Genomic DNA, 16,818 nt, shown 5'->3' with positions numbered 1-16,818 from the left:
CTGCCATGGATACGATCCTCGTCATCAATGCAGGTTCCTCGAGCGTCAAGTTCCAGGTTTACTCGGTCGAGGGTGAGGGTACGCTCCGCCGGCAGATCAAGGGACAGATGGACGGCATCGGCAGCCGGCCGCGCCTGCGGGCGAGCGGGGCGGATGGCGATCCCCTGGCCGATCGGGCCTATCCGATCGAGGCGATCCCGGACGTTCCGGCCGCGATGCAGGTGGCGGGTGAGTGGCTGAGGGACGAGGCTAGCATTCAACCCTTGGCTGTCGGGCATCGCGTCGTCCATGGCGGGCCGGAATATGAGCGACCGGTCCTCATCGACCACGGTGTGGTGGCGCGTCTGGAACGCTTTATCCCGCTGGCGCCGCTGCACCAGCCGCATAATTTGGCGCCGATCCGTGCGATCCTCGCCGACTTTCCTTCGCTTCCGCAGGTCGCCTGCTTCGACACCGCGTTTCATCGCAGCCATGGGCCGCTTGCCGATCATTACGCGATCCCGCACCAGCTCCATGCCGAAGGCGTGCGGCGCTATGGCTTTCATGGCCTCTCATACGAATACATCTCGAAGACCTTGCCGCAGATCGCGCCCGGCATTGCGAAACGGCGGGTGATCGTTGCGCATCTCGGCAGCGGCGCCTCGATGTGCGCGATGAAGGGTGGGCAGAGCGTCGAGAGCACGATGGGTTTCACGGCGCTGGACGGCCTGCCGATGGGCACGCGTCCCGGCCAGCTCGATCCCGGCGTCGTGCTCTATCTGATCTCCGAGAAGGGCATGTCGCCTGCGAAGGTGCAGGATTTCCTCTACCGCGATTGCGGATTGAAGGGGCTGTCCGGCGTCAGCAACGATATGCGGGAACTGGAAGCGAGTGCGGACCCGCGCGCAAAGCTTGCGATCGACTATTTCGTCTATCGGATTGGCCTTGCCGCCGGAATGCTCGCAGCCGCCTTGCAGGGCCTCGACGCATTCGTCTTCACTGCCGGCATCGGTGAGAACTCCGCCAGCATTCGAGCGCGCGTCGCGGAGCAGCTCGGCTGGCTCGGCGTCGCGCTCGATGCTGCCGAGAATGCGCGGCACTCGCGGCTGGTTTCGCGTCCGAACAGTCTCATTCCCGTCTACGTGGTGCCGACCGACGAGGAACTGATGATCGCGCAGCACACGCTGTCGCTTCTGATGAGCGGACAATCGCAAAACGCCAGATCTAAGAGGGTGTCATGATTCCCGTGTATCCAGAGACCAAGGTTGCGCTGAAGGGCAAGAAGGGTCTGGTCGTCGGCATCGCTAACGATCAGTCGATCGCCTGGGGCTGCGCACGGGCGTTTCGCGCATTAGGCGCCGATCTCGCGGTGACCTATCTGAACGATCGCGCCAAGAAGCATGTAGAGCCGTTGGCGCAGGCGCTCGAAGCGCCGATCTTCATGCCGCTGGACGTGATGGTCGAGGGCCAGACCGAGCAGGTGTTCGAGCGCATTGCGAAAGAGTGGGGCCAGCTCGATTTCCTGCTGCATTCGATCGCCTTCTCGCCGAAGGAGGCGCTGCACGGACGCGTGGTCGACGTCGGCCGCGACGGCTTTCTCAAGACCATGGAGGTCTCCTGCTGGTCGTTTCTGCACATGGCGCACCTCGCGGAGCCGCTGATGAAGAATGGCGGCACGATGTTCACCATGACCTATTACGGCAGCCAGATGGTCGTGGAGAACTACAACATCATGGGCGTGGCAAAGGCCGCGCTGGAATCGGCCGTCCGCTACGTCGCCGCGGAGCTCGGGCCGAAGGGCATCCGCGTGCACGCGATTTCGCCGGGACCGCTGGCGACACGTGCCGCTTCAGGCATTCCGGAGTTCGACGAGCTCATGGACAAGGCGCAGTCGAAAGCCCCCGCACGCAGCCTCGTCAGCATCGATGACGTCGGCCATGCCACGGCGTTCCTGGCGCTCGACGGCGCCAAGCTGATGACAGGCAGCGTCATCTACATCGACGGCGGCTATCACATCATCGATTGAGGCGAGGCGGCGGTATCAGACCGCAGGAGGCAACCATCGGCTCTCTCGTGCCGTCGGCAGCGGCCAGCGTATTCAGCGGAAACGATCTCGTCTCGTTCTAGAGCATGATCCGGAAAAGCGTGTAGCGGTTTTCCGAAAAGATCATGCTCAAACAAGGAGCTAAAGCGCGATGACGGTTCAACCGAATCTCATCGCGCTTTAGCGCAAGGTGAATTGAAAGACTGCTCCACAAGGCTCATTCGCGCCCGCCCATATCCGTCCCCCGTGCGCTTCGACGATCGAACGGCAAATCGATAATCCCATGCCCATGCCACCGGACTTGGTCGTGTAGAATGCGTTGAAGATGTGGTCAGGATTCGCCGGGTCCAGTCCCGGACCCGAATCCCGCAGGCTGACGAGCACCCCATTCAACCCATCTCTGCCGGTGCTGATCAGCAACTCCCGCGCCCCTTCGCCGACGCCGCTGATTGCTTCGACGGCGTTGACGATCAAGTTGAGGACCACTTGTTGCAATTGGACCCGATCTGCTTGAATGAGCGGCAACCCCTTCGCCAGTTCCGTCCGCACCGAGATGCCGTTCTTCACCACTTCGGCACGGGTCAGGGCTATGACCTCAAGCACCGCCTCGTTGATGTCCAGGTCTTCCTTTCGCGGCGGCGTCTTCTTCATAAGGGCCCGGATTCGGCTGATGACGTCGTCGGCTCGCCGGCCGTCGCCGACGATCCAGCCGAGCGTCTTTCGGGCCTCCTCCAGATTCGGCGGTTGCGCAGCGAGCCAGTTCAAGCCAGCCTGTGCGTTGGTGATAGTCGCTGCAATCGGCTGTCTGATTTCATGGGCAATCGAGGCCATGAGCTGCCCCATCGTCGCGACGCGGCTCGCGTGCGCCAGCGCCTCCTGCACTTCGCGATAACGGCGCTCGCTGTCTCGTGCTTCGGCTTCCGCCTGCTTGCGCTCGGTGATGTCATTGAAAAGAATTCCAACGCGTCTGCGCTTGGGGTCCTCGACCCGGAAGGCGTAAACGTCATACCAGCGTCCGAGTTGTTTGGCTTCATTTTCAAAGCGCATCGGCTCGCCCGTCAGAGCGATCCTGCCGTAAATCTCGAACCAATGTTCTTCGTGCTGCGGCGCGATTTCGCGCATCCGTCTGCCGGCGGCATTCTTGATTCCTGTCTCCCGTTCAAACGACGGGCTGATTTGCAAAAAGCGATAATCGACCGGCTTTTCGTTCTGGTCGAATAATACTTCAATCGTGCAAAATCCCTCGTCAATCGATTCGAACAGCGTGCGGTAGTTCTGTTCCGACTCGCGCAATTCCGCCTCGGCGCGCTTGCGCTCGATGAACTGACCGATCTGGCTGCCGACGGTAGCCAGCATATTGAGCAGTTCCTGATCGGGCTGCCTGATCTCGCGACTGAAAAACTCGATCACGCCAAAGACGTCTCCCCCGAGCAGGACAGGAAAGCCGATGGCCGCGTGCAGTCCTTCACGTTGGGCGATGAGTCCGCGCGGAAAGTTGCGATCGGGAACGACATCGGGCACATATTCGGGCTTAAGGTTGGACCACACCCGGCCCGGTAGTCCCACCCCCCGAACGAAGGTGAACTCACAACCGGCGTTTTCAAATTCCGGGACGTCTATCGACGCTTCATGCCAAAGATCGACACAGCGTAGCGCCTCGGCGTCTCGGTCCACGCGCCAGAGCGCGCCCACGTCCCATCCCAGACACTCGCCCATAGCCCGCAGTATCCTGGGAGTGGCCTCTTCGATCGTGACTGCCTCGGCCAAGATCTGCGCGACGATGTGCTGCACGCGAAGGCGCTCCTCTGCGCGCTTGCGCTCCGTCAAATTGAGCACGAATGCGACACCTTGGGTCCCGACTTCCTGGAAAGTCGCCGCGCCGATCAGCACGGGAACACGGCTACCGTCTTTCCGGAAATACTCCTTCTCGAACGGCTGCGAACTCCCGGTCCTCCTCAATTCGGGCACCCAGCGTTGTTCATCGCGGTCAAGCCATTCCGGCGGCGTGAGCTCCGTCCAGCGTATGCGACCCGAGACGAGAGCCTCTCGGTCGTAGCCAATTATGCGGAGAAATGCGTCATTGGCCTCGATGATCCGACCGTCGAAATCCCAGATCACGATGCCGATGATATTGGCATCCACCAGGCGCCGGATCTTCGCTTCGCGCTCGGCGAGATCGCGGTACAAACGGTTATTCTCCAGCGCGATCGCCGCTTGCGAGGCGAGTAACTTCAGCACCGCGATGCGGGCCGGCGCGAAGACGCGAGGAGTCAGGTTGTTCTCCAGATAGAGCACCCCGATGAGCTTGCCCTGGTTGAGCAGAGGCAGACAGAGAATCGAACGGGCACGGTGCTGATGGATATACGGATCCGCGGAGAACGGGTTCTGTGCCGCGGCATCATCGAGGATCACACCCTCCTGCGTGCGCAAGGCGTAATGTAGAACCGACTCCGGCAACATTGCTGCAGTTACGGTCTCCTCGCGGAGTTGCACGATGACCGCGTTGCCGCTGGTCGTGGCTTCTGCCGCGGTTCGCTGCTCAAGCCCTCGCGAAAGAATCAACAGGCCGCGCTCGGCGCCAGCTTGAGTGATTGCGGTGCGTATGAGTGTGTCGATCAGCTTGTCCAGCATGATCTCGCCAGAGACGGATTGCGACACCTTGATCACGGTCGCGAGGTCGAGGTGTTCGACTGGGGTGCCGATCGTGCCCATCGCAGCGGGCGCCGGCACTTCCTTACGAAGGTTCGGGTATATCTCATCGAGCTGTCGCGCCTTGCCAAGGGCACCCCAACGGAGATAACCATCGCGCGCGCTTGTCAGATATAGGCGCGCGAACTCATCGAACCCGCGCGCCGCGTAGAAGCGCGCGGCCAGTTCATACGCAAGCGCCTCGTTGTGAACAAAGCCGTTTGCGCGCGCCGAGTGGATCGCTTTCTCGTATAGACGCGCGGCCTCGAGCTCCCGGCCTTCGATCCGCGCGATCTCGGCCCCTACGAGCGCGGCGCGGTTCTCGAAATTCTCCGGGCAATTCGCGGCCCAGATCTCGATCTGTCGGTGGTGCGCGGCGAGGGACTCCAAATGCTGTTGCCGCTCGTCGACCGCAGCGATATCCCACGATGAGGCGCGCGTCAGCGCGCCATAGAAATGATACTCTGCCGTTTCCAGGTGTGACAGCGATGGCCAAGGCAGCGGTTGCGCCCTCGACGCAGCATCGACAGCAGCCACATAGTCGCCGGCAAGAAAGCGTGCCTGCAGCTTTCGTATCCAGTACCCGCACTCGGAAAGCCCCAATGCCGGCTGACTTGACAGATGGCGCTCGAAGGCACGTTCATCGAACTGCCCATCGTTGAAGGCACCGAATTTCGCCGTCAGGCCACGCAACGTCCGGATCAGGGCGAGCTGCCCGGTGATCCAAGCGAGGACGAGACCAAACCGGAATTTCTGCGCAAACTCGAGACTATTTTCCGCTTCGATTTGCGCCTCCACGAGTGGGTCGCCTGCCATGAGAAGATTGGTGTTCAGCTGGGCACAGCTGTATCCTGCATAAGTGAGATCGCCGACACGGTTTGCGATTTCAAACGCGCGACGCAGGAAATCACGGCCGGTCCGGACGTGTCTCCTCCAGGGCACGACGAACCCGAAAATCTCGAGCGTCCTGCCCTGGAAGCGCTTCAGCTCCGGTTTTTCGACGAGCTCACAGCCGAGGCGGCCAAATCGAAATCCGGCATCGTAGTTGCCGAAATACGGCCCGGCCAACATGGCAAGCAGCTCATAGGCGGGACACGAGGCGTCGCTGTGGCCGTGCTCGAGACTGAGGTTGACGGCTCTACAGGTTGCCAGGGTTCCCAAATGGGACGACGTAAAGAAGGCGGGCAGTGCGATCCTTATCAGGACGTCGACTGTCGCGAGCGATTCCGGATCGCTCATCAAGGGTAACTTGACGAGCTCCTCGATCGTGCGTTTCCCGAGCTGCGACCAGATGCGCTCGTATTCGCGGTGTGCCTCCTCTTCTGTGGGGTGCGAGGGCCAGTTGATGCCAAGGTGCTGGAGGTAGTCCAGACCGACTGCGATGGCGCGGTCGCTCTGATCGATGGTCATATACAGATCCACGCGCAAGCACGCCACGGTTGCTCGCTGGACCGTCGTTGCAGTGCGCGGCGCAAGCGCAGCCAGGCGCTCGTCCGCTTCCGTCAGAGCGCCCGTCACGAACTCGCATTCGGCCCGGTGCAGCTCCAGCTCGAAGATCAGTTCATGCCGGCGCTCCCACCGGTCCTCCGGCAGCAGTGCCGCACCGGCGGCGAGATAGGTGAGCGCCGAGGCATAGGCGGTAGAGGCCTTGGCGCGCTTGCCCGCGATCAGGTTGAGCTCGGCCAGCCGCTCGCGCTCCTCCGGTGCCGTGATCAGCGTGGCGCCGCGGTTGAGGTGATTGACAATGTCGAAGATCGCTTCCTCGCGTTTCTCGGGAGGGATGTGTGCCGCGAGCAGTCTGCCGATTCGAAGGTGTGCTTCGCCGCGAAGCGCCTCCGGGATCAGCGAATATGCGGCTTCCTGAACGCGATCGTGGACGAACCGGTAGCCGTCGGCCACGCGCTCTACAAATTCCTGCCAGACCGCCGGCAGCAGGGCCGTGTGGACGTGCTCCTCCGACGTCCCGTGGACGAGTGAAAGGGTCTTGATCTCGGCGATGTTTCCGAGACAGGCCAGGCGCCGCAATGCATTCTGCGTTTCGATTGGCAGGCGGGTAAACTTACCGACCACAAGGTCCACGACGTTGTCGGTGTATTGTTTGGATCGAATGCGGTCGAGATCCCAGGACCAGCTCGCGGCATCATGATCGAAGGCGAGCATTCCTTCTTCGGCCAGCGAAGAAATGAACTGAACGGCAAAAAACGGATTCCCACCTGTCTTCTCATGCACAAGTTGCGCGAGCGGCGCGGCGCGCTCCGGCTCGCAGCGCAGCGCGTCCTCCATGAGCTGCCCAAGGTGCTCGCGAGAGAGGGGTGCAAGCGTGATCTCCGCCACCTTTCCGCCTGCGCTCTTGATGGCGTCGAGCTTCCGCATCAACGGATGGACGGCAGTGACTTCGTTGTTGCGATAGGCGCCGATCAGCATGAAGTGCTGCAGATCCGACCGGGTCAACAGATCCTCGAGCAGATCGAGCGTCGCCGCATCGAGCCATTGCAAGTCGTCGAGAAAGAGTGCCAGCGGATGTTCCGGCCGTGCGAAGACACCGATAAGTCGCCGAAACACCAGCTGGAAGCGCCGTTGCGCGTCCTGTGCGGCAAGCTCAGGGACGGGTGGCTGTTCTCCGATGATGAGGTTCAACTCGGGGACGACGTCGATCATGAGCCGTCCGTTCGGGCCCAGCGCCTCCTGCAAGGCGTCGCGCCAACCGCTTAGCTCGGCGTCGCTTTTGCCGAGAAGAGGCCGGACGAGACTCTGAAAAGCCTGAGCGAGCGTCATATATGGGATGTCGCGCCTGTACTGGTCGAATTTTCCGGAGGCAAACAGGCCGTGTCGCGGCACGAGCACCTTGTGCAGCTCATGGACGACCGAGGACTTGCCAATGCCGGAATATCCCGAGACCAGAACCAGCTCCGGCGAGCCGCTCTTGACGATGCGATCGAAGGCGGCGGTCAACGTCTCGACCTCGCGCGCTCGCCCATACAGCTTTTCGGGGATCAACAGCCGGTCCGGCGCGTCGTGGTCGCCGAGCGCAAACGGGTCGATGCGCTGCTGACGCTGCCATTCGGCAAGACAGTGCCGAAAATCGGTCTCGACGCCGGCGGCAGTCTGGTAACGGTCCTCGGCGGACTTGGCGAGCAGCTTCATGATGATCTGGGAGACCGCAGCCGGGACATTCTCCAACCTCTCGCTCGGTGCCACCGGCTTTCTGGCGACATGGCAGTGTACCCATTCCATGGGATCGGACGCGGTGAACGGCAGTGAGCCCGTGAGCATTTGGTACAGCGTGACACCCAGCGCGTAGAGGTCGCTGCGGGAATCGATCGAACGGTTCATGCGCCCGGTCTGTTCGGGCGCCATGTAGGCGAGCGTCCCCGCAATCGACTCGGGCGGATCGGGCGCCTGCCGCTCGCGCGGCAGGCGCGAGGCGAGGCCGAAGCCGGTGAGCCGCACTTCGCCGCCCGCACTGGTCACCATGATATGGGCCGGCTTGAGGTCCTTGTGGGCGAGACCGCGCTGGTGGAGCTGCCCCAAAGCCGAAGAGATGCCGACGGCGAGGCGCAGGAAGCGTCCCATCTCCATGGGGCCGCCGAGCAGCGCGGCGAGCGGCTCGCCCCCGGAGTCCTCGAGCACCAGAACGGTCCGTCGGCCATCGCGCCTGAGGTCCAGCGGCCGCACCGCCCAGGCACCGTCCAGTTCGTCCTTCAATCCGAATTCGTGGCCAAGGCGATCGATGCAGGCGGGCGTTGGGTGCTCGGCAGCGGGCCGCACGGCGAGCACGGCCTTGCGCTGGCCATCGAGGTCCAGCCACCATTCCCGGCAGACGACGCGTTCGCTGTCCTGCCACAACACCCGGAGGCTGCCGTCCCCATCAGAGCCGAACTTGGAGGATGGGTTCATATGCCGGAGTTTATCACTCACGAGCCGCCGTGACGACGTCCTTTCTCACCCACGAAGTCGGTCCGCTCCCTGCGGTCGTGTCGCGCGCGAAGTAGAACAGGGCGCCAGCCGAAAGAACGAGAATGCCAGGAGATCGTGAGACAGGTTGCGGTAGTTTCGAAGCCGAGGTGATAAAAACTGCAGCATCCAGGCCGCCCAGCCGCTGTCAGCGGACAAGCCGACATCAGCCGCGCCACTGACCAACCCAACTATGGGTAAACGGCCTAGGACACCAGGTCAGGACAGTTGCGGCTGATCATGGCATCTTGCCGGTGATTTGCCCGACGCGTCAAGTCGAGTTCTGTTATTCCGCAATAGTCGTGTCGCTCCCTGGCTACTTTGCATGGGGTTGTTTTTCAGTTTTTTGTTTTCAGCGGTAGTGCAGGGCGATCAGCTCGGCGACGCAGGCGGGCTTCTTGCCGCCTTCGATCTCGATCACGAGATGATAGTTCACGCGCAGGCCATCCGGCGGAACGTCCTCGGCTTCGGCGACAGTGACGCGGCCGCGCAACTTCGAACCAGCCGGCACGGGCGCGAGATACCTGATCCTGTCGGCGCCGTAGTTGAGGGTATTGCGCAGGCCCTTCAGGCCAACCACGGAGCGGATGAAGAGCGGCGCTAGCGCGAGCGACAACAGGCCGTGGGCGATCGTCCTGCCGCCCGGCATCTCCTTGCTGGCGCGCTCCTGGTCGACATGGATCCACTGCTCGTCGCAGGTCGCCTCGGCGAACCGGTTGATGCGGCCCTGCGTGATCTCGATCCAGTCGCTGGCGCCGATCTCGGTGCCGATGGCGGATTTGATCTCCGCGAAATCGCTGAATATCCGCATGCTCTTGCCCGTCAGATCTTCATTTCCGGTACGCTATCGGGAACAGCAAGCTCGGCGTCCGTCACTGCCATCACTTCGCCGATGCTGACGCCGGGCGCGGTTTCGAGCAGCGTCGCCCTGCCGTCGGGAAAGCCGATCACGGCCATGTCGGTGACCACCAGGCTCACCGGCCGCGCCGAGGTCAGCGGCAGTGTGCATTTCGCGACGATCTTCGACTTGCCCTTGGCCGCGTGCTGCATGGCGACGATGACACGCTTGGCGCCGCTCACGAGGTCCATCGCCCCGCCCATGCCCGGCACCATCTTGCCGGGGATCATCCAGTTGGCGAGGTGGCCATGCACATCGACCTGAAGGCCGCCGAGCACGGTGACATCGACATGGCCGCCGCGGATCAGCCCGAACGACATCGCACTATCGAAGGTGGAGGCGCCGGGCAGGGCGCTGATCGGGCGCCCGCCGGCGTCCGTCAGCGTCGGATGCGCCATGCCTTGTTCCGGGATCGGCCCGGTGCCGATGAGGCCGTTCTCCGATTGAAAGTACACCTTCAGATCGGGCGGAACGTAGTGCGCCACCAGCGTCGGAATGCCGATGCCGAGGTTGACGAGGTTGCCGCTCTTCAGTTCCTTGGCGACTCGCCGGGCGATGATGGTCTGTGCATCCATGATCTCACCCGTTGGTAATGAGAAAATCGACGAGTGGCGCCGGCGTCACGACGTGATCCGGCGCAATGACGCCGACCGGAACGATGTTATCAGCCGTGACGATGACGGTGTCGGCGGCCATCGCCATGACGGGATTGAAGTTGCGGGAAGTGAGGGCGTAAGCGAGGTTGCCGAGATAGTCGGCGAGAAAGGCATGCACCAGCGCGAACTGCGCCCGCAGCGCAGTCTCGAGCAGGAAGGGCTTGCCGTCGACTTCGATCTGTCGCTTGCCTTCGGCGACCAGCGTGCCGACGCCGGTCGGGGTCAGAACGCCGCCGAGACCACACCCGCCCGCGCGAATCCGTTCGACGAATGTGCCCTGCGGAACGAGATCGACGGCAATCTGGTTCGCCAGCATTTGCTGCTGCGCCTTCGGATTGAGGCCGATATGCGTCGCGGTCAGCCGCGAGACTAGCGTCGCATCGAACAGCTTGCCGACACCCTTGCCGGGGATGGCCGCGTCATTGCAGATCAGCGTCAGGCCGGTCTTCCGCTGCCGGACGACCTCATCGAGCAGGCGCTCCGGTGTCCCGACACCCATGAACCCACCGACCATGACACTCGCGCCTGCCGGGATCATTGCAACGGCTTCTTCGACGGAAACGGCCTTCATGGCGGCAACTCCGATGAGATGCAACGAGCGGATGTTTGCCGGCTGTCACAGCCTTCCTTTGATTTGCATCAAGGCTTCTCGTCATTTGGATCGGCGATGCCGACGCTTTGCAGCATTTCGCGCCACAGCCTGCGCACCTCGGTATGGCGACGTTCGAGGGCGGAGTTGACGGCCTCGCGATGGGACACGAGGTCGGGACCCTTCAGCGACAGGATTTGTGCCTGGAGCAGGCGGCCGCTTTCGAACTCGATGCGGCGCAGCGCCATTGCAAACGGATCCTCCGGATTTGCTTCGGCCGGCAACAATGCTGCCGGCCGGATAGCCGCGTGAACGGCGTGGGCGAGCGTCGCAAGACCGGCTGCCACTGCCAGAGGCCAGTCCGAAATCTCGTAGACCGGCGCCGGAAACCAGGCGCTTTCCCAGGCCACGGTCATATAGCCCAGGCCAGGGTCAGGCGCCCAACTCGTCGCGCGCATCAGAAGTGAGACGATCTCGGTCTCGCGGAAGAGCTGCGTGTTCAGCTCCGTCTGCCAGGCGGACTCGAGCTTTGTGGGCAAGGTGAATGCGGACTGTCGCGCCAGCGCGCCGTGGGCGGAGATGAGGAATGCAGCGACACGCGTCTGCTGGTGCGGCGGCACGCGGCCCTCGGTGTCGAGTGGTCCGAAAAATCCGCTCATGTCGAGGCCCTCCGTACAGGGATCGCGCGGAGGTGATCATAGCCTTCGGGGAACGGCGTGAGCTCGCCGCCGGGCTCTTCCGGCGCGATCCAGACCGCCTTGTCACCTCGCCAGCGTCCGGCGAGCAGGTCCTTGGCGAAGCGTGCGAGCAGGTCGGCCGTAAGCGCCCCCTTCTCGAGCGTGAAGGCATGATAGGCCTTCGGGATGATCACCAGCGAGCTGTTCGGGATTTCGACCCGCAGGGTCTCGTGCAGCGCGCGCGGCGTCAGGAAGTCGAACTCGCCGTTCAGGATCATGGTCGGCACCGTGATCGACGCAAGCTGTGGTGTCAGCGGCTTGAAGTCAAGGAAGGACTCCATCAGGTTCTGTAGGGCGTAGACGTCGTTGACGAGCCAGCCCTGCCGCTTGACGCTGTCGAGCTTGTCCAGGAGTGGCTTCAGCCACTGGTCGGACAGGTTCATCGGCAGCAAAAGATCCTGGAGATAGCCGGTGCCGCCGAGGATCAGGCCGGTGCGCAAGGCGTTGCCGATCAGGAGCAGTTGTGGGGAGAGTTCCGCAAAGCAGCTCATCGGCACGAGGCCGGACAGCCGCTCTCCGTGCTCGATCGCGTAGCGCAGTGCAATGAGTCCGCCGAAGCTGATGCCGCTGAGGAAGATCGGTCCATCGCCGAGTTCGCCGATCACGCGATGCAGCGCGGTAACCTGGTCGTCCTGGTTGATGAACAGGGCCGGCTTGTCTGAGCCGCCCTGGCCGAGCAGATCGAAGGTCGCCACGCGGAAATGCCGGGCGACGAGCGCTTCGCGATAGGCGGCCCAGAGCTCGGCATATTGCGTGAGGCCGTTAACCAGAACAAAGGCGGGGGCATCCTGCGGCCCTTCGAGCTCATAGCGTATCCGATATGAGCCGTGATTAAGGAAGGGCATCGCGACGACCGGTTGCCATGTCTGATTGCTGCAATCTTCAATCTCTGGTCGGAGATTCCATTGAGCTAAATCAAAGCTCTCCCGGGCGACGTCCCTAGCGTTTTTGCAAAACACCGCCAGGAGGATTCCGCCATGACCGGGAGAGACGTGCTCAAGCGTTGCGTCGTCAGCCTGATCGTGTTGCTGGTCGGCACGGCGCTCGCTGTCGCCCAACCCTTCACCCGCCGCTCATCGCAGATGCAGCATGATGGGCTGAAGAAGACCTACGAGATCGCCAACTTCCGCCTCGGCGGCAAGTACGATCTGTCCGATCCGTCCAAATGGGAGAATGGCGGCGAGGGCGGCGTGACGCTGGAATCGCTCGGTGCCGGCAAGCTGCGCGCCTCCTACATCGCGATCGGCAAGGCGCGGCGCAATGCCAATGACGAGATCACAAACGCCGTGGTCATCAACTCCTACTATTCCGGCGACTCCACCGACATGTTCGAGCAGTGGGTCAAGGGCGCTCCCTTGTCTGGCGGCGTGCCCATCATCGGGCCGGGCCGCCCGATCGATACCGACCGCTACTTCGTCATCATGGTCGATCCGCTCGGCACCTGGGGCGACAGCAAGCCGTCCGACGGGTTAGGCGTGAAATTCCCGCAGTACAGCTACTTCGACATGGTGCAGGCGAATTACCGCCTGCTGCGCGATCATCTGAAGGTCGCGCGCGTGGCGCTGGTGACCGGCGTCTCCATGGGCGGCACGCAGACCTACGTCTGGGGCGTGATGCATCCGGAGTTCATCAACGCGCTGATGCCGATCGGCGGCACCACACAATCAGACGCGGGCGATCCCGTCGGCAACTGGACGTTCCAGATGATGACGGCCGCGATCGAGTCCGATCCCGTGTGGCAGGCCACGAACGGCGACTACTACAAGCTGCCCAAGGAAAAGCATCCCGTGCCGGGCGTTGCGTTCGGCTGGTCCATCCTTGGAATGACCGGGTACGACTTCGGTTATCGCACGACCCAGAATTTCACTGCGGTCCAGCCCGAGATATTCTACTGGGATCCGCCAAATGAGAAGGCGGGGTTGAACGTCACCAACCGTGCCAAACTCTATGACGCCGTCGATCTCGTATGGCGCAATCGGGTCGGCGAAACTCACAACATCAACGCGTATCTCGGTCGTATCCAGGCACGCACGCTGGTGATGCACATCACCAATGATCTCTGGTTGAACTTCAAGCTCGCCCAGCAGGCCGTCGATCGTGTGCCCGGTGCAGACCTCATCGCAGAGGAGAGCCCGGTTGCCCATTATGGCGTCTTCCCGCTCATTAATAACCGCAAGAACGATCCGAAGTTCGTCGCCTTCATGGACGACGTCGCAAGCCTCGACCGCGCGCAGCGATTCGTCGACAAGAACTATCGCGTGCCGGGCGTCGCCGAGAACATCGATCCCAAGAAATCCTTCTGGAAGGATTTCGTGACATATCCCTATCCGGTCAAATTCGCCAACGCCAAGGACAAGAGCGGCAACACCTGGCAGATCGGTTACATGGACGAATATGCCGGCACCACCAAGGATCCGAAGGTTCTCGTCATCATCCATGGCAAGGGTGCGTTCGGTGGGCACTACGGCAATATCATGCAATACGCCTTGCGCAGCGGCTTGCGCGTGATCGTGCCTGATCTGCCGCATTACGGCATGTCGGGGCCCGGTAATCTCGATAAGAGCCCGGCGCGCACCATGCAGGACATGCGCGAGGTCATCTACGACCTCGTCGTCAACCAGCTCGGCGTCAAGAACGCCTATTATCTCGGCCATTCGCTCGGCGGTCAGTTCGTGATGGGCTATGCGTTGACCTGGCCTGATGCTGTGCAGGGCCTTGCACTGGAGGCGCCATCAGGCCTCGAGGAATATCCGCGCGACATCACCATCGCCAAGGACAAGAAGGTCCGCCTGTTCGACCAGGCCTTCGATCACGACTTCGATAAGTGGAAGGCGACGTGGGACCAGACCGGCATTCTGGCCGCGGAGAAGGCTCGCGATGAGCAGAACATCCGCGACTTCTTCTACTTCAAGAAGCGCGACACGAACACCGGCGCGGTGTCGGCGGCCAAGAGCGGCTATTTCTTCAGCGACAGCGAATATGCCCGCTTCCACACCGAGCAGCGCGTCGGGCTGACCAAGGGCAATCCGAAGGAGCTCGAGCAATGGTGCAACGTCTTCATTTACGACATCTACACTATCGGCTCTGAGCTCCAGCAGGACGACCCGAAGAACCTCTACGAGCGACTCACCCAAATCAAGGCGCCGATCTTCCTCGCGTTCGGCGACAAGGAGCCCTTCATCCCGACGCCTGCGTTCAACGGGCTAACGGATCTGGGGCGCGACGTCATCTCGCCGTTCATGACGCGGATGACCAATGCCGGCAACCGGCCGATCCTGAAGATCTATCCGGAAACCGGGCATTTCATCCACACGGACAATCCGGTCGAGTTCTCGGTTGACGTCGTGGACTTCGTGACCAAGGGCAGCGTCGACACCTCGTCGCCGCAGGGTATCGATCGCATGATCAAGGGGGCCGTGGTATCGGCCTTGCCCGTGGCGCCGACGCCGGCTGGCGCTGCGCCCACGGCCGGCCTGAACAAATAGGCCCGCTCATGCCAAGGGTGCAGGCGGGCGAGGTACAGTTGAGCTGGCGAGAATGGGGAGAAGGCGAGGTCACCGTCGTCTTCATCCACGGCAATCTCGCCAGCAAGGACTGGATCGAGCTCGCCGCGCCGATGTTTCCCTCTGGCCTCCGCGTGATCGGCATCGATTGGCGCGGTTGCGGCGACAGCGACCGGCCGAAGCCCACGGCCGACTATTCGAACTACTCGATGCAGCAGCATGCGCAGGATATGCTCGCGGCGCTCGATGCGCTGGGCATCAGCTATTGCCACCTCGCCACGCATTCGACGGGCGGCATCATCGCCGCGCGGATGCTCTTGATGCAGCCGCAGCGCTTCGGACGCGTGTTCGCACTCGATCCGGTGACGCCGCTGGGCATGGCCTTCAATGCCGATCAAATCGGGCTTTTCCGAGCGATGATGGCGAGCAGGGAGCTGACGCGGACGGTGATGGCGACGGCGGCCTCCTCGCTGTTCGTGCCGGAGAGCATGGCGCCGAATGCAACTCCCCGATTCCGTGACGGGCTGGGGGATATTCCGGCGTTGTTCGACCGCATCGTCGAGCAGACCTTTGGCGTCTCTGAAGGTATCTGGATCGGGACGCCAGTCAACCTCACCCGGGAAAAGGAGACCCGGGAGCTGGGGCGCCGCATGCCGGAGATGGGGCATCCGCATCTGGTGCTGTGGGGCGAATGGGACGGCTGGATTCCGCCCGCTGACTTGCGCGCGATGGCCGAGGCGATGCCGGACTGCCGGCTGATTGTGGTGCCCCGCGTTGGGCATTCGATGAATCTTGAACTGCCGGCTTTGTACGCTGGTTATTTTGGGGCGTGGTTCGGCGGGCTTGCAGCGTAACCCCTAAGGAGCGACATCATGGCGGAAATCCCATCGACCGAGAACATGCGTACGATGATGAGCGAAGCACTTGGCCGTCTGCGCAAGGCCAATACCGAGTACTTTGATCTGCTGGAGAGAGGCTTGAGCTCCTCGCCGCTGCCGATCGCGAATCAGGCCAAGGAGTTCTGCAGCCATCTGCAACGCAACGTCTCCGCGACGTTCGATCTGGGTGACAAGCTCGTCCAGGCCAAGGACATGCAGGAAGCGCTCAAGATCCAGTCCGATTTCTTCCAGGACCAGATGCGCTCGCTGACCGACCAGGCCAGAAACATGGGCGAGTCCGCGATGAAGGCGGCAAGCGGCATGTTCACGCCGAAGAGCTAGGCACCCAAATAGAGACGAGAGGACGATGGCGCTTCAATTCCTGGTCGGCACCATCGTCAGCCTAGCCAATATCATGATCCACGCATTGGTGACCGTCGGCGCCATCGGTGTCGAGCGCTACGCCGGCTTACGCCACACGCTCTGGCCGCGATTGCATCTGATGGTCGTGATGGTCGAGACCGCGGCTGCCCTGATGGTGGCCCACACACTCGAAATTCTCGTATGGGCGCTCGCATATCGGGTGGTCGGTGCAGCGCCCGCCGGGAGCGATCTGCTCTATTTCGCCTTCGTCAACTACACCACGCTCGGCTACGGTGATATCACTCCGGTCCCGGACTGGCGGCTGGTCGACCCGATGACCGCGATGAACGGCATCCTGCTGTTCGGCTGGTCGACCGCCGTGTTGTTCGAGGTGCTGCGCAAGACGCTGGAGCACCTCGCGGCGAGCAAGGCCGAGGTTTCAGTTCTGGAGATCTAGGTTAGCGAGCTGCCGGCGGTCCAGGAGCACGATCTGGCGCTGGGTATTGCCGACGAAGCCGAGGATGCCGAG

12 protein-coding genes and 1 pseudogene are annotated in these 16,818 nt (G+C 62.4%); 6 read left to right on the top strand and 7 right to left on the bottom strand.

What is annotated here, in order from left to right:
* Positions 1-5: 5 nt before the first annotated feature.
* Positions 6-1,220 carry an acetate/propionate family kinase gene (locus SO156_RS16175; RefSeq protein ID WP_498535482.1) on the top strand — a complete coding sequence of 405 codons (1,215 nt, stop codon included), beginning with the start codon at positions 6-8 and terminating at the stop codon, positions 1,218-1,220.
* Positions 1,217-2,005, top strand: coding sequence for an enoyl-ACP reductase FabI (fabI, locus tag SO156_RS16170; protein WP_498535481.1), 789 nt, complete (start codon positions 1,217-1,219; stop codon positions 2,003-2,005). Before SO156_RS16175 ends, fabI begins: the two co-directional genes overlap by 4 nt.
* A 198-nt stretch (positions 2,006-2,203) precedes the next feature.
* Here fabI and SO156_RS16165 read toward each other — a convergent pair whose 3' ends face one another.
* From SO156_RS16165 to SO156_RS16140, 6 genes are all read right to left on the bottom strand, one after another.
* Positions 2,204-8,608, bottom strand: a complete 6,405-nt coding sequence (locus SO156_RS16165) for an AAA family ATPase (RefSeq protein WP_498535480.1) — start codon at positions 8,606-8,608, stop codon at positions 2,204-2,206.
* 409 nt (positions 8,609-9,017) lie between these two features.
* Positions 9,018-9,476 carry a MaoC family dehydratase gene (locus tag SO156_RS16160; protein WP_498535479.1) on the bottom strand — a complete coding sequence of 153 codons (459 nt, stop codon included), beginning with the start codon at positions 9,474-9,476 and terminating at the stop codon, positions 9,018-9,020.
* Between the two features lie 11 nt (positions 9,477-9,487).
* The gene (locus tag SO156_RS16155) at positions 9,488-10,138 is read right to left on the bottom strand and encodes a 3-oxoacid CoA-transferase subunit B (protein WP_458148950.1); all 651 of its coding nucleotides are present in this window, start codon (positions 10,136-10,138) and stop codon (positions 9,488-9,490) included.
* Positions 10,139-10,142: 4 nt separating this feature from the next.
* On the bottom strand, positions 10,143-10,790 hold the full coding sequence (locus tag SO156_RS16150) for a CoA transferase subunit A (protein ID WP_458148951.1): 648 nt from the start codon (positions 10,788-10,790) through the stop codon (positions 10,143-10,145).
* 68 nt (positions 10,791-10,858) lie between these two features.
* Positions 10,859-11,467, bottom strand: a complete 609-nt coding sequence (locus SO156_RS16145; protein ID WP_458148952.1) for a hypothetical protein — start codon at positions 11,465-11,467, stop codon at positions 10,859-10,861.
* Positions 11,464-12,390 (bottom strand): alpha/beta fold hydrolase, encoded by a 927-nt coding sequence (locus SO156_RS16140; RefSeq protein WP_498535478.1) that lies wholly within the window; start codon positions 12,388-12,390, stop codon positions 11,464-11,466. Before SO156_RS16140 ends, SO156_RS16145 begins: the two co-directional genes overlap by 4 nt.
* A 132-nt stretch (positions 12,391-12,522) precedes the next feature.
* Between SO156_RS16140 and SO156_RS16135 the strand changes: the two genes are divergently transcribed.
* The 4 genes from SO156_RS16135 to SO156_RS16120 are packed head-to-tail and all read left to right on the top strand — an operon-like array spanning position 12,523 to position 16,746.
* Positions 12,523-15,030: an alpha/beta hydrolase gene (locus tag SO156_RS16135; protein WP_498535477.1), complete on the top strand. Its 2,508-nt coding sequence runs from the start codon at positions 12,523-12,525 to the stop codon at positions 15,028-15,030.
* 8 nt (positions 15,031-15,038) lie between these two features.
* Entirely contained in the window at positions 15,039-15,902 is an 864-nt protein-coding gene (locus tag SO156_RS16130) for an alpha/beta fold hydrolase (RefSeq protein ID WP_498535476.1), read from the top strand.
* A gap of 18 nt (positions 15,903-15,920) precedes the next feature.
* The gene (locus tag SO156_RS16125; protein WP_458148956.1) at positions 15,921-16,268 is read left to right on the top strand and encodes a phasin; all 348 of its coding nucleotides are present in this window, start codon (positions 15,921-15,923) and stop codon (positions 16,266-16,268) included.
* A gap of 25 nt (positions 16,269-16,293) precedes the next feature.
* Positions 16,294-16,746, top strand: a complete 453-nt coding sequence (locus SO156_RS16120) for a potassium channel family protein (protein ID WP_498535475.1) — start codon at positions 16,294-16,296, stop codon at positions 16,744-16,746.
* On the opposite strand, the pseudogene SO156_RS16115 reads toward SO156_RS16120, so the two are convergent.
* Positions 16,729-16,818: pseudogene (locus SO156_RS16115) on the bottom strand (helix-turn-helix domain-containing protein); the annotation flags it as partial. The gene SO156_RS16120 and the pseudogene SO156_RS16115 sit on opposite strands and share 18 nt — an antisense overlap.

This window comes from Bradyrhizobium sp. UFLA05-125 (assembly GCF_059803515.1).
This window is presented reverse-complemented; position numbering and strand designations above follow the sequence as displayed.

Coding starts and splice junctions, on each gene's coding strand:
- SO156_RS16175 (WP_498535482.1), top strand. CDS start 6: ATGGATACGATCCTCGTCATCAATGCAGGTTCCTCGAGCGTCAAGTTC.
- fabI (WP_498535481.1), top strand. CDS start 1,217: ATGATTCCCGTGTATCCAGAGACCAAGGTTGCGCTGAAGGGCAAGAAG.
- SO156_RS16165 (WP_498535480.1), bottom strand. CDS start 8,608: ATGAACCCATCCTCCAAGTTCGGCTCTGATGGGGACGGCAGCCTCCGG.
- SO156_RS16160 (WP_498535479.1), bottom strand. CDS start 9,476: ATGCGGATATTCAGCGATTTCGCGGAGATCAAATCCGCCATCGGCACC.
- SO156_RS16155 (WP_458148950.1), bottom strand. CDS start 10,138: ATGGATGCACAGACCATCATCGCCCGGCGAGTCGCCAAGGAACTGAAG.
- SO156_RS16150 (WP_458148951.1), bottom strand. CDS start 10,790: ATGAAGGCCGTTTCCGTCGAAGAAGCCGTTGCAATGATCCCGGCAGGC.
- SO156_RS16145 (WP_458148952.1), bottom strand. CDS start 11,467: ATGAGCGGATTTTTCGGACCACTCGACACCGAGGGCCGCGTGCCGCCG.
- SO156_RS16140 (WP_498535478.1), bottom strand. CDS start 12,390: ATGCCCTTCCTTAATCACGGCTCATATCGGATACGCTATGAGCTCGAA.
- SO156_RS16135 (WP_498535477.1), top strand. CDS start 12,523: ATGACCGGGAGAGACGTGCTCAAGCGTTGCGTCGTCAGCCTGATCGTG.
- SO156_RS16130 (WP_498535476.1), top strand. CDS start 15,039: ATGCCAAGGGTGCAGGCGGGCGAGGTACAGTTGAGCTGGCGAGAATGG.
- SO156_RS16125 (WP_458148956.1), top strand. CDS start 15,921: ATGGCGGAAATCCCATCGACCGAGAACATGCGTACGATGATGAGCGAA.
- SO156_RS16120 (WP_498535475.1), top strand. CDS start 16,294: ATGGCGCTTCAATTCCTGGTCGGCACCATCGTCAGCCTAGCCAATATC.